Source organism: Streptomyces sp. cg40 (assembly GCF_050320165.1).
In the GTDB taxonomy this organism is placed as follows: domain Bacteria; phylum Actinomycetota; class Actinomycetes; order Streptomycetales; family Streptomycetaceae; genus Streptomyces; species Streptomyces hokutonensis.
In genome coordinates this window covers 1,845,867-1,859,045 of the sequence record NZ_CP190128.1, presented here as the reverse complement: position 1 = coordinate 1,859,045, position 13,179 = coordinate 1,845,867, and the positions used below count along the sequence as shown (strand labels likewise).

Sequence of the window (13,179 nt, the reverse complement as noted above, 5' to 3'; positions counted from 1 at the left end):
GGCGAGGTTTGCAGCGATGTCGACGTATCCTTCTTGAGGTCTACGGCGTCAAATAGTGGGCGCCGAAAATGGAGGCAACACCCCGTGCTCATTGCTCAGCGTCCGTCCCTGACCGAAGAGGTCGTCGACGAGTTCCGTTCCCGGTTCGTGATCGAGCCGCTGGAGCCCGGCTTCGGCTACACCCTCGGCAACTCCCTCCGCCGTACGCTCCTCTCCTCGATCCCGGGTGCGGCGGTCACGTCCATCCGCATCGACGGTGTCCTGCACGAGTTCACCACCGTGCCGGGCGTCAAGGAGGACGTCACCGACCTGATCCTCAACATCAAGCAGCTCGTGGTCAGCAGCGAGCAGGACGAGCCCGTGGTGATGTACCTGCGCAAGCAGGGCCCCGGTCTGGTCACCGCCGCCGACATCGCGCCCCCGGCCGGTGTCGAGGTCCACAACCCCGACCTCGTCCTCGCCACGCTCAACGGCAAGGGCAAGCTGGAGATGGAGCTGACCGTCGAGCGCGGTCGCGGCTACGTCTCCGCGGTGCAGAACAAGCAGGTCGGCCAGGAGATCGGCCGGATCCCGGTCGACTCCATCTACAGCCCCGTGCTGAAGGTCACCTACAAGGTCGAGGCGACGCGTGTCGAGCAGCGCACCGACTTCGACAAGCTGATCGTCGACGTCGAGACCAAGCAGGCGATGCGTCCGCGTGACGCCATGGCGTCGGCCGGTAAGACCCTGGTGGAGCTGTTCGGACTCGCGCGCGAGCTGAACATCGACGCCGAGGGCATCGACATGGGCCCGTCCCCCACGGACGCCGCCCTCGCCGCCGACCTGGCGCTGCCGATCGAGGAGCTGGAGCTCACCGTCCGCTCCTACAACTGCCTCAAGCGCGAGGGCGTCCACTCCGTGGGCGAGCTGCTGGCGCGTTCCGAGGCCGACCTGATGGACATCCGCAACTTCGGTGCGAAGTCCATCGACGAGGTCAAGGCGAAGCTGGCCGGTCTGGGTCTGGGCCTCAAGGACAGCCCGCCCGGATTCGACCCGACCGCCGCGGTCGACACGTTCGCCACCAACGACGCGGACACGCGGTTCGTGGAGACCGAGCAGTACTAGGCGGTACTGGAACGGTGTAAGCGGTAAGTCCCGGCGCCCCGGTCGAGCAGCAGCCCGACCGGGGCGCCGTGCTGTGCCGGGCCTCAGGGTCTACATCCCGAGGCTGACAGCGCGGCCCGGAAATCCGCCAAGAGCGGGATGCTGCCCCGCCGTTCGCACAGCAGGGTGGCGGGCATGCGTGAAACCGGAGAACTGACGAAGCGTCACAGACGTTTGTTATCAGGCAGGTCGGCCGCGCTAGGGGCCGTGCTCTGTCTCACCTCGGCCACCATGGCCCTGCTGCCCGCCCCCGCGTCCGCCGCCACGACGGTGGCCGACGGCGGGCACACGGTCCGGATCAGCCGGACCGAGTACGGCGTACCGCACATCCTGGCCCAGGACTTCGACGGGCTCGGTTACGGCTACGGATACGCGTTCGCGCAGGACAACGTGTGCGAACTCGCCGACCAGGTCGTGACGTTGCGGGGTGAGCGGTCCCGGTTCTTCGGGCCCGACGGAGACTCCGGCACGGGCGCCAACCTCGCGAGCGACACCTACTACGGCGGACAACTGCGCGCCGGGAAAGTACGCCAACTGCTCGACGAGAAGGCGCCGTCGGGGCCGACGACGGAACTGCGGCGGATGGTCGAGGGGTACGCCGCCGGATACAACCGCTACCTTCGCGACACCGGAGTCGACCGGCTGCCGGACGCACGCTGCAAGGGCAAACCCTGGGTGCGGCCGATCACCGCGCTCGACCTGTGGAACGTCGTCTACGACGTCAACAGGCTCACCGGGACAGCGCCGTTGGCCCCGGACATCGGTAACGCACAGCCCCCGACGACCTCCGCGACCCCGACAACCGCCTCCCGGAACAGCCTCGTCGGTCTCGGTCTCGGTCTCGGTCTCGGCCTCGCCTCCGCCGACGTCGGCAGCAACGGCTGGGCGCTCGGCCGGAACGCCACCCGCACCGGCAACGCCATGGTGCTCGCCAACCCGCACCTGCCCTGGGCCGAGGGCAACTTCCGCTTCTACCAAGTGCAGTTGACGATCCCCGGCACCCTGGACGTGTCCGGCGCCGGCCTCTACGGCACCCCGCTGGTGGAGATCGGCCACAACCGCACCCTCGCCTGGACGCACACCGCGAGCGACGCACAGCACCGCTCCTTCTACGCCCTCAAGCTGGTGCCCGGCGACCCGACCAGCTATCTGCTCGACGGCAAGGTCGTGCCGATGGAACGCCGTACGGTCCCGGTCGCCGTACGGGGCGCGGACGGCGGCCTCTCGACCGTGGAACGGACCTTGTACACCTCGCGGTTCGGTCCCGTTCTGTCGTCCGGCTGGACCACGACCACCGCCTACGCGATCCGCGACGCCAACGCCGACAACCTGCGTTCCATGAACACCTGGCTGGCCATGGGGGAGGCACGCACCCTCGGTCAACTCCGCGCCGCCCAGGACACGTTCCAGGGCATCCCCTGGACCTACACCCTCGCGGCCGACACCAGCGGCGCCACGTACTTCACCGACTCCTCGGCCGTACCGCGCCTCACCGACGGGCAGTTGAAGCGCTGCACCGTCGCGGCCGAAGGAGCGCCCGACGCCCTGGACGGTTCGACGTCGGCCTGCGCCTGGGGCAGCGACCCCGATGCGCTCGTGCCCGGACTCTACGGCCCTTCCCACCAGCCGAAGTTGGTGCGCACCGACTATGTCGCCAACTCCAACAACGGCCCCCAGTACACCAATCCGGAGGCGCCGATCACGGGACTTCCGGGCGTGTACGACACCGATCCCCATCTCGACGGGCGGGCCCAGCTGGGACTGAGCATGATCGCCCAACGCCGGGACGGAACGGACGGGTTGGGTGCTCCCGGCTTCACCGAGGACACCCTCGGCGCGTCGATGCTCGGCAACCGTGTCCTGTCTGCCGAGACGGGCCGCGACGACATCGTCGCCATGTGCCGCGCCCACCCGAGCCTCACGGCCACGGACGGCACGGAGGTCGACGTGACCCGGGCGTGCGCGACCCTCGCCCGCTGGGACACCCGCGCCGACACCACCAGTCGGGGCATCGTGCTCTGGAGCACGTTCTACAACCGCCTCCTCGACGGCGGCCCGCCCGACACCTGGCGCCGCGTTCCCTACGATCCCGCCCAACCCCTCACCACACCAAGGGGATTCAACGGCGACGACCCGCGCGTCCAGCGGGCCCTGGCCGACGCGGTCCAGGAGTTCGCCGCCCGTGACCTCCCGGTCGACGTCGAACTCGGCGCCGTACAGAAGTGGGCCGGGATCCCGCTGCCAGGCTGCGACGCGGGCTGTTTCGACGTCGTGGAGGCGGGGCCCGACTCGGGCACTGGTACCCCGACCGCCGGCGCCTTCGGCAGCAGCTTCCTGATGACCGTCGAGCTGACCCCTGAGGGGCCCCGCGCCCACACCCTCCTCACCTACGGGGAGTCCGCGGACCCGACGTCGCCCCATTTCTCGGACCAGACCCGGCTGTTCTCGCGCAAGCAGTGGGTCGCCGAACGCTTCACCGGGGCGGAGATCGCCGCCGCCCCGGGGCTGGAGGTGACGACCCTGCGCAGGTGAGGCGGGTCCGCGCGGCACGGGCCGGCCGCAACTCGGCCGCCCGGGTGCGGGGTTGACTGGTCTATACCCTTGACTGGTACATACCAATGCGGTTCAGTGAGGGGCGTCATCCCCCACCACGGCCGCCCCCCACGCCGTGACCGGTCCAACCGGCCCGTGCGCACAAAGGCTCCGCTCCGCCCTGCCCTTGACGGGGTACGGCCGTGCTCCACAGAGGAGTTGAACCCTGTGTCGAGACGCCGCATCGCCGCAGTACTGACCGCACTCGTCCTCGGTAGCCTTGCGCCCGTGGTCCTCCCCGCCGCCGGCGCGTCCGCCGCGTCCTGCTCCAGCTATCCCAACTGGGTGGCCGGCAAGTCGTACGTCACCGGCAACATCGTCCGCTACACCGACGGCAAGGCGTACATCGCCGAGCACGACAACCCGGGCTACGACCCGGTCATCAGCACCTGGTACTGGGAGCCGTACGCCTGCGACGGCGGATCGGGCACGCCCGTCGGCACCTTCGTCGTCAGCGAGGCGCAGTTCAACCAGATGTTCCCGAGCCGGAACTCGTTCTACTCGTACAGCGGTCTCACCGCCGCGCTCAGTGCCTACCCGGGCTTCGCCAACACCGGCAGCGACACCACGAAGAAGCAGGAGGCCGCCGCCTTCCTCGCCAACGTCAGCCACGAGACGGGCGGGTTGGTGTACATCGTCGAGCAGAACACCGCCAACTACCCGACGTACTGCGACTGGAGCCAGTCCTACGGCTGCCCGGCCGGCCAGTCCGCCTACTACGGGCGCGGCCCGCTGCAGCTCAGCTGGAACTTCAACTACAAGGCCGCCGGGGACGCGTTGGGCCTCGACCTCCTGGGCAACCCCTGGCTGGTGCAGAACGACTCGGCCGTGGCCTGGAAGACCGCACTCTGGTACTGGAACACCCAGAGCGGGCCCGGCTCCATGACCCCGCACAACGCGATCGTCAACGGCGCCGGCTTCGGCCAGACCATCCGCAGCATCAACGGCTCGGTGGAGTGCGACGGCAAGAGCCCCGCCCAGGTGCAGAGCCGCGTCGACGCCTACAACCGCTTCACCTCCATCCTCGGGGTCGGCCCCGGCGGCAACCTCTACTGCTGAGCTTGCGGCACGGGCACGGGCACGGGCACGGGTACCGGCTGGACCGCTCCAACGGCCGGTGCCCGTCCCGTCCACGCGTTCCAGGGAGGGTGCGTTCCCGCAGGTCAACCCCTACGGGAGTGCTTCAGCTTCCCGTTTCCCCCGACTGTTCTGGCGGCTGGGACGGATCACCGCGCAGGCTGCGGTTGTTCGCAGCGAGACCCACCATGAACCGGGTGGCTCGCCTTCCAGACCACGTACGAGCGGGCCGGGCGCGGCTGACCGGCCGGGTCCGAGGGCTGCCCCCGCCGACAGGGGCAGCCCCATGTGAGTACCGCCAGGGGAGGTGCGGTGGCGGGCGCCTTGCCATGACAGCCGTGGGGTTGACCAACACTGCCGGCGCCCGCGACGTTCCGTTCCCCTGGCGGTGGGACCAGCCTGGGGTGCCGGGCGGGAGTGGGGGGCGCGAACCCCGGGAGATCGGTGCACCCAGTCGCGGGCAGGGGCTGCGCGGGGGATACCTAGGTATGCGGAGACCCCCGGAGGCACCGGGATACCTACGCCGTCGAGGTGCCCTCCGCCTGTGCCGGGGCCAGGATCTCGGTACGGGAGGTGATCCCCAGCTTGGCGAGGATGTGCTCCACGTGGGCGTCCACGGTGCGTTTGGAGATGACGAGGCGTTCGGCGATCTCCCGGTTGGACAGGCCCCGGGTCACCAGAGCGGCGACCTCGCGTTCGCGGCGGGTGAGGGGATCGGCGGGGCGGCCGTCGGAGGTGCCGGGGCGGGACGCGGGGAGACCGGGCGGTTCGTCGGCGTCCGCCCTTACGGCGTCCAGGAGTTCGCGGCCCGACATGCGGGCCCCCGCCTCGCGCCACCGCTCGTACGGTTCGTCGCCGAGTGCCGCGCGCACCGCCCGCTGCTGGGCCTCCTGCTCCTCCAGCAGCCGGGGAAGCATGCCGACCGGGTCGCCGCCCAGCCGGCGTGCGTGCTCCGCGTAGCCCAACAGCCAGCAGGCCCTGACGTACCGCTTCTGTCCGGCCGCGTGCCAGGCGAGCCCGAGGGACGCGAGCGCCGCGACGAGGACCTCGCCGATCTCGCTCGCCGCCTCCAGACCCCGGCGCAACGCCACCGCGCTCTCCTCGGGCCGCCCGACGAGCCACAGGATGACGCCCTGGACGGTGAGCGTGGACCCGTACAACTGGCGCTCGCCCCGGCCCTCCAGATACGCAAGACCCGCCTCGCACCACTCCAGGGCGCGGTCCGTGAAGCCCAACGCCCCGTACAGCAGGGCCCCTTCGTAGTGCACGACGCCGATGCCCAGTGCGTCGTCCGCCGCGATCATCCGTGCGCGGACCGCGTCGAGCGCCGCCATTCCCTCCTCGACGGCGCCGCCGAGCACGGTCATGGCGGCCAGGTAGCCCTCGCTGAACAGCTCGACCCGGCTCTCGCCGACCCTCCGCGCCATGTCGAGGGCCTGCGGGAACCGGTCCAACGCCGTCTCCAGGTCCGCCGTCCACACCCCGAACACGCCGGTCATGAACAGGGCCCAGGCCCGCACGGGGGAGTCCTGCTGGACCGGTCCAAGCCCCTTGTCGATCCAGTACCGACCCTCGGACAGCGTCCCCGCCGCCCGCCAGTACGCCCCGAGCCGGGTCGCCAGCCACAGCGCGTCCGCGGTCCGGCCCTCGGTCGCGCAGCCGTACTCCAGGGCCGCCCGCACATCGGCGATCTCCGCGCGCACCGCGTGGTGCAGCGCGACCTGCGCCGGGCCCACCAGGCCGTCCCAGAATCGGCCGACGAGTTCCTCGTAGTGGGCGAAGTGCCGCCGCCGTACGGCCTCGGCGTCCTCGGTCTTCGCGAGCCGTCCGGCGCCGTACTCGCGGATGGTGTCCAGGAGCCGGTAGCGGGTCCCGTCCTCGCCGAGGCGCTGGACGACCGACTTGTCGACCAGGCCGATCAGCGCCTCGACGACCTCCCCGCCGCCGAGGTCGCCCGTGCCGCCCGCACCGCCCGCGCACACCCGCTCGGCGGCGGTGAGTCCGAAGGAGCCGGCGAACACCGAAAGCCGCGCCCACAGCAGTTGCTCCTGGGGTGTGCACAGGTCGTAGGACCAGTCGATGGCCGCGCGCAGGGTCTGGTGCCGGGTCAGGGCCGTGCGCCGGCCGCCGGTCAGGACCTCGCAGTGGCGGTCCAGACGGGCGACGAGTTCGGAGAGGGGTACGGCCCGCAGTCGTACGGCCGCGAGTTCGAGGGCGAGGGGGATGCCGTCGAGGCGGTCGACGAGCGCGAGGGCGTGTTCCCGGTCGGCGCCGTCGAGGGCGGGGCCGCCGGTCACCGCGGCGGCGCGCTGGGTGAAGAGGTCGACGGCGTCGGCGCGGGCCAGCGGGGCGATCGGCAGACAGCGCTCGCCGGGCACGTCGAGCGGCTGCCTGCTGGTCGCGAGCACGCTCAGCCCGGGAGCCTCGCGCAGCAGGACGTCGCAGAGCATCGCGCAGGCGTCGACCAGGTGCTCGCAGGTGTCGAGGACGATCAACATCCGCCGCCCGCGCAGGTGTTCCACGATCGCGTCGAGCGGCGTCATGCCGGACTGCTCGGGCAGCTCGAGTACGCCCGCGAGGGTCGGCGGCACCAACTCCGGGTCGTGCAGGGCGGACAGCTCCACCAGCCATACCCCGTCGGCGAACCGGTCGGTGGCCGCGCGGGCCGCCCGCAGTGCCGTACGGCTCTTGCCGACACCGCCCGGACCGACCAGAGTGACCAGCCGCGAACGCGCCAACTCGGCGTGCAGTGCGGCGAGTTCGCCGGTGCGTCCGACGAAGCTGGTCAACTCGACGGGGAGTTGACCGCCGCGCCGCTGTCCGAAGCCGTATCCCATGCCGCCCCCATACCCGTCCGCCAACCGGTCACCACAGCGTAGGCGAGTGACTCCCGAGCGTGAACGGTAGTCGAGTCCGGCGGGTGGACGCGAGATCGCGCCGGTGGCTCAGTGCGGGGGCGTACGGGTCGGCCCGAGTGTGCGCCCCTCGCGCCGGGCTCACCCGGGAGCCTCCCTATGCGGGGCTCGCCCAGCCGCCGCTCTCGACGGAGCGCACCATGGCGTCCAGTACCGCCGCGCTGTGCACGGCGTCCGGGAGCGTGGCGCCGTAGGGCTTGCCCTCGGCGACGGAACGCAGGAAGCGGTACGCCTCGATCACCTTGAGGTCGTCGTAGCCCATCGCGTTCGCCGCGCCGGGTTGGAACGCTCCAAACTCGCCGTCGCCCGGGCCGACATACACCGTGGTGACGGGCTGGTCCTGGTACGTGGTGCCGCGGCTGACCGCCAGCTCGTTCATCCGGCGGAAGTCCCAGAACACCGCGCCCTTGGTGCCGTGCACCTCGAAGCCGTAGTTGTTCTGCTCGCCGACCGAGACCCGGCACGCCTCCAGGACACCCCGGGCGCCGGAGGCGAAACGCAGCAGGCAGTTGACGTAGTCCTCGTTCTCCACCGGGCCCAACTCGCCGCCGGTGGCCAGCGCGTGGCCCGCGGTCGCGCCGGTCGGGCGGGCCCGCTGCGGGAGGAAGATCGCGGTGTCGGCGGCGAGGGAGATGATGTCGCCGAGCAGGTAACGGGCGAGGTCGGCGCCGTGCGAGGCCAGGTCGCCGAGGACTCCGTGGCCGCCGCGCTCCAGCTCGTAGCGCCAGGTCAGGGCGCCGTCCGGGTGGGCCGCGTAGTCGCTGAAGAGGCGGACGCGGATGTGGGTGACCGTGCCCAGCTCGCCGGAGGCGATCAGGTCGCGGGCGGCCTCCACGGCGGGCGCGTTGCGGTAGTTGAAGCCGACCGCGCCCTGGACTCCCGCCTTGGTGACGGCGTCGGACACGGCGGAGGCGTCCGCCGTCGACAGGCCCACCGGCTTCTCGATCCAGATGTGCTTGCCGGCCTCGGCCATCGCGACGCCGATCTCACGGTGCAGGAAGTTCGGTGCGGTGATGCTCACCGCCTGCACGCGCGGGTCGGCGACCACGTCACGCCAGTCACGGGTGGTGGAGGCGAAGCCGAACTGCTCGGCGGCCTGCTCGGCCCGCCCGGGCACGTCCTCGGCGACCGACACGAGCTGTGGCCGCACGGTCAGCTGCGGAAAGTGGTGCGGGACACGGGCGTACGCCTGGGTGTGCACCCGCCCCATCCATCCGAAGCCCACGACGGCTACACCGAGAGTGGTCACCATGACTGCCCTTCTTTGGACCGGTCCAAAAACTGTCTCAGCCACACTCGAACCCGTTCGTCCTAATGTCAATACCTGGACGTCCGTGCCGGGCGTCAACACCAGGTGACCACACCTTTGACAGGGCGCGCGACCGCATGGAACGGTCCAGCTATGAGCGCTCCGACCATCCGCGATGTCGCCACGCGGGCCGGTGTGTCGAAATCCCTGGTCTCCCTGGTGCTGCGCGGCTCCGAGCAGGTCCGGCCGGAGAAACGGCAGGCCGTGCTGGCCGCCGTCGAGGAACTCGGCTACCGCCCGAACGCCGCCGCCCGCAGCCTCAGCGAACGCCGTACCCGCTCGGTGGGCGTCCTGCTGAACGACCTGCGCAACCCCTGGTTCGTGGAACTCCTCGACGGCCTGGGCTCCCGCCTGCACGAGAACGGCCTGCACATGATGCTGGCCGACGGCCGCCTCAACCGCCACCTCGGCGAGGACCTCACCCGCATCTTCACGGAACTCCGCGTCGACGGCCTGGTCGTGGTGGGCACCCTCCCCGGCTCCGAGGAACTCCTCGCCTCCGCGACGCACATCCCCACGGTGGTCGCGGGCGCCATTGAACCGGTCCTGCCCAACGTCGACACCGTGGCCGGCGACGACTCGTACGGCGCCATCCTGGCCACCGAGCACCTCATCGGCCTGGGCCACCGCCGTATCGCCCACATCGCCGGCCCGGGCGTCGCCGGCGCACTGCGCTGCACCTCCTTCGAAGAGGTCATGCACGCCCACGGCCTGACCGACCTCGCTACGGTCGAACAGGGCGACCACACGGAGGAGGGCGGCTACCGCGCGATGGTCCGCCTGCTCACCGCCCCGCAACGCCCCACGGCCGTCTTCGCCTTCAACGACATCGCGTGCGTCGGCGCGCTCTCGGCGGCCGAGGAATTGGGCCTCCAGGTGCCTCGGGACCTGTCCCTCGTCGGCTACGACAACACGTACCTCGCGCGCCTACGACACCTCTGGCTCACCACCGTCGACAACGGCAGCCACGACCTCGGCCGCCGCGCCGCGCAGCTCCTCGTCCAACGGATGAAGGACCCCAGGCGGGCGGAGGAGACGGTGCTGTCGGAGCCGAGGCTCGAGGTGCGAGGGAGCACGGGGCCGCCCTCGACGGAGTAGCTCCGACGCGGGCATGATCCGTACGGTGTCGAACGAATCCGCGGAAGCGCACCGCCCGCCCCTCCTCTGGGAACAGCACTGCTGCCTGCCGCTCGAACGGCACGCCGACGTCGGCGAGTTGGCCCGCTACCGCAGACCCGGCGGCAGTTTCGTCTCGGTGAACGTCGGCTACGCGCCGCACGGCGCCGACGACGTCACCGGCCTGGTGACGAACTGGCGGGAGCGGATCGCGGCGGACGACCGGCTGCGGCTGGTCGCGACCGTCGACGACATCGACGACGCGGTGCGCGCGGGAAGCGTGGCGGTCGCCTTCGACCTGGAGGACTCCGGGCCGCTGGAAGGGGACTTGGACCGGGTCCGGCACTTCCACGACCTCGGGGTGCGCACCATGCTGCCGAGCTACAACACCCGCAACGCGGCCGGCGGCGGCTGCCTCGACGCGGTGGACGAGGGACTCACCGGCTACGGGCGGGCGCTGGTACGGGAGTTGAACGCCGTCGGCATGGTCGCGGACGGCTCGCACTGCGGTGCCCGTACCGGCCTCGACCTGTGCGAGGCGTCCCAACTCCCCGTCGTCTACAGCCACTCCAACATGCGCGCGGTGTGGGACCACCCCCGCAACATCACCGACGAGCAGGCCAGGGAGTGCGCCGTCACCGGCGGGGTCGTCGGCATCACCGGCGTCGGCATCTTCCTCGGCCCCAACGACGCCTCAGTGGACGCCCTCGTACGGCACATCGACCACGCCGTCGACCTCGTCGGGCCGGAACACGTCGGGGTCTCCACCGACTACCCCTTCGACGAAGGGGACTTCAACGCGATGCTCGAACAGAGCCCGGAGCTGTACCCCGAGTGCTACACCCGCTGGGGCGCCATCGAATTCATGCCACCGGAAGGGTTGTTGACCGTCGAGGGCGCGCTGCGTGCCCGGGGATATCCCGAGGGCGCCGTCGCCGCGATCCTGGGCGGCAACTTCCGGCGGGTGGCGGAGCGGGTGTGGAGCCAGCCGTAACAGGCCTGCGGGACAAGGCAGTTGGGTGGCAGGATGGGCGGACGTGAGCGAGCGCAGCGCATTCATGACCATCGCCCGGGCCGCCGCACCGCTGTACGTGACCATGCTCGCCTCCTCGGCCGGCTCGCTCGTCGACACCGCGCTGCTCGGTCGGCACGCCACCGTGTCGCTGGCCGCGTTCGCCGTGACGATCGCGGTGTTCGGCCCGGCCACCGCCACCGTGGCGGGCGCGCTGCGCGGGGTGATGCCGTTCGTCGCACCGCACCGGGACGACCCCGAGGGCCTGTTGCCGCTGGTGCGCGCCGGGATGTGGCTGGCGTTCGCCGTGGGCGGGGTCTGCGCGTCGGCGGTCGCGGCGGTGCCGCTGCTCGGCGGGGCGTTCGGCGTCCCGGACGGCATCCTCGACCAACTGGGCCTGTTTCCATGGATGTTGGCGGGCAGCGTGCTGCTGATCGCCGTGAACTCCTCGGCCTCGTCCGTCCTGGTCGCGCTCGGCCGCTCGGCCCAGGTGATGCGGTCCGGGCTCGTGGGCACCGCCGTGTCCGTCACGCTGTCGGTGCTGCTGGTCGGGGGACCGGGACCGCTGCCCAGCTTGGGACTGACAGGGGCGGGGCTGGCCATGCTCGCGTCCAGTCTGGTCGCGGCCGGTCTCAACCAGTACGCGCTGCGCCGCCGTACGGTGCTCGCCGGCCGCCCGATCCGGCCCGGGCGGCCCGATCCGCGCCAGGTGCTGCGACTGGCCGGGGTTGGGCTGCCGCTCGGCGCCACCGTGCTGGTGAAGTTCTCGGTGCTGGGTGTGCTGACCTTCGCCGCCGCCCGTATCGGCACCGACAGCGCCGCCGTGCACAGCGTCGCCGAGTCCCTGGTGAACGTCGTCTTCACCGCCGCGGTGGCGGTCGGCCAGGCCACGGTGCCGCTGATCGCCGGCTACGCCGAAGAACGCGACCTCGCCCGCGTACGGCGCGCTGTGGACGCCGGGTTCGCGGTCGCCCTGAGCGCGGTCGTCGTCCTCGGCGCCGCCCTGGTCGTGCTGCGCGGACCGGTGATCGACCGGTTCACCAGGAGCCCGGACCTCGCCGACCAGGTCGTCCAGCTGCTGCCGCTGGTCCTGGCGGTGGTGGTCGGCGACGCCCTCCAGGCCGTGGCGGGCTTCGGACTCGTCGGGCTCAGGCGTACCGTGCCGAGCCTGGTGTCGACGGCGGTGTGGTTCGGCGTGCTGGCGGCGCTGGCCGTCCCGGTCGCCGACGCCACTGGCCTGCGGGGGCTTTGGACCGCTCTTGCCTGCGCGAACCTGCTCCAGGCCGGCACCAAGTACGTCTCCTTCCGGCGGCACAGCGCCCGGATCGTGGCAGCAGCCGCACCGGCGCCCGCCCGGGACCTGACGGAGGCCTGACGGAGGCCTGAACTTGGACCGGTCCAGCGATCACCTCGGCGTTCCCGAGGCGCCCCTGCTCGGACACTCGCACGGCGGATTCGTCGCCCAGTACCACGCTCTGCACCACCCCGACCGCCTCGCCGGCGTGATCCTCTACGAAAGTGCGCCGGTGACCGGACCCGAGGCCGTGCGCCTGGTGCAGGAGTTCGCCGCCCGGCACGCCGACAACCCCGGGCTCCCCGAGGTCGTCGAAGCGTTCCAGAACATCCCCGCCATCTCCGACGACGCGGGGATGACCGCCGTCGCCCGCGGGATCTTCCCCGCGTACTTCGCCGAATTCAGGGACCGGGAGGCGGAGTTCGGTCCGGCGCGGGCCGCGGTGACCGGCACCTTCATCTCCGGCCTGGACGCGGACCTCACCCCGGACGTCGTCGACGACCGCGCCACCCTCGGCGCGCTCACTGTGCCGAGGAACTCCACGAGCTGATCCCGGGCTCGGAACTGGTCGTCCTGGAGAACAGCGGACACTTCGGGCACCTGGAGGAACCGGAGGCGCGCCGGTCATGTCATGAATCGCGCGCTACGTCATCCTCTGCCCCGCGCTGGTACGTTGCTCGGGCGTCGGGGCGATCCGCCGCCCACGCACCCGGGAAGAAGG

9 protein-coding genes are annotated in these 13,179 nt (G+C 71.3%); 7 read left to right on the top strand and 2 right to left on the bottom strand.

Going from position 1 to position 13,179, the window contains the following annotated elements; translation table 11 throughout:
- Positions 1-84 precede the first annotated feature (84 nt).
- The 3 genes from ACQHII_RS08275 to ACQHII_RS08265 all read left to right on the top strand — a co-directional run bounded on the left by ACQHII_RS08275 (position 85) and on the right by ACQHII_RS08265 (position 4,794).
- Complete coding sequence (locus ACQHII_RS08275; protein WP_019073061.1) at positions 85-1,104, top strand: DNA-directed RNA polymerase subunit alpha; 1,020 nt, start codon at positions 85-87, stop codon at positions 1,102-1,104.
- Between the two features lie 246 nt (positions 1,105-1,350).
- A complete protein-coding gene (locus ACQHII_RS08270; RefSeq protein ID WP_427918640.1) occupies positions 1,351-3,675 on the top strand; it encodes a penicillin acylase family protein in 2,325 nt (774 codons plus the stop codon).
- 228 nt (positions 3,676-3,903) lie between these two features.
- Positions 3,904-4,794: a glycoside hydrolase family 19 protein gene (locus ACQHII_RS08265; protein WP_427918639.1), complete on the top strand. Its 891-nt coding sequence runs from the start codon at positions 3,904-3,906 to the stop codon at positions 4,792-4,794.
- 536 nt (positions 4,795-5,330) lie between these two features.
- Here the strand turns inward: ACQHII_RS08265 and ACQHII_RS08260 are convergent.
- Positions 5,331-7,649 carry a LuxR C-terminal-related transcriptional regulator gene (locus ACQHII_RS08260; RefSeq protein WP_427918638.1) on the bottom strand — a complete coding sequence of 773 codons (2,319 nt, stop codon included), beginning with the start codon at positions 7,647-7,649 and terminating at the stop codon, positions 5,331-5,333.
- 175 nt (positions 7,650-7,824) lie between these two features.
- Positions 7,825-8,979 (bottom strand): Gfo/Idh/MocA family protein, encoded by a 1,155-nt coding sequence (locus ACQHII_RS08255; RefSeq protein ID WP_427918637.1) that lies wholly within the window; start codon positions 8,977-8,979, stop codon positions 7,825-7,827.
- A 150-nt stretch (positions 8,980-9,129) separates the two neighbouring features.
- Here ACQHII_RS08255 and ACQHII_RS08250 point away from each other — a divergent pair, with 150 nt between their 5' ends.
- From ACQHII_RS08250 to ACQHII_RS08235, 4 genes are read left to right on the top strand one after another with little or no spacing between them, the layout of a single operon-like run.
- Complete coding sequence (locus tag ACQHII_RS08250) at positions 9,130-10,134, top strand: LacI family DNA-binding transcriptional regulator (protein ID WP_427918636.1); 1,005 nt, start codon at positions 9,130-9,132, stop codon at positions 10,132-10,134.
- Between the two features lie 25 nt (positions 10,135-10,159).
- Complete coding sequence (locus ACQHII_RS08245; RefSeq protein ID WP_427918635.1) at positions 10,160-11,146, top strand: dipeptidase; 987 nt, start codon at positions 10,160-10,162, stop codon at positions 11,144-11,146.
- 43 nt (positions 11,147-11,189) lie between these two features.
- Positions 11,190-12,539, top strand: a complete 1,350-nt coding sequence (locus ACQHII_RS08240; protein ID WP_427918634.1) for an MATE family efflux transporter — start codon at positions 11,190-11,192, stop codon at positions 12,537-12,539.
- A gap of 13 nt (positions 12,540-12,552) precedes the next feature.
- Complete coding sequence (locus ACQHII_RS08235; protein ID WP_427918633.1) at positions 12,553-13,008, top strand: alpha/beta fold hydrolase; 456 nt, start codon at positions 12,553-12,555, stop codon at positions 13,006-13,008.
- The last annotated feature ends 171 nt before the right edge of the window (positions 13,009-13,179 follow it).

What these genes read in the sequence shown, in the direction of transcription:
- ACQHII_RS08255 (WP_427918637.1), bottom strand. Translation starts at nt 8,979, where the DNA reads ATGGTGACCACTCTCGGTGTAGCCGTCGTGGGCTTCGGATGGATGGGG.
- ACQHII_RS08250 (WP_427918636.1), top strand. Translation starts at nt 9,130, where the DNA reads ATGAGCGCTCCGACCATCCGCGATGTCGCCACGCGGGCCGGTGTGTCG.
- ACQHII_RS08260 (WP_427918638.1), bottom strand. Translation starts at nt 7,649, where the DNA reads ATGGGATACGGCTTCGGACAGCGGCGCGGCGGTCAACTCCCCGTCGAG.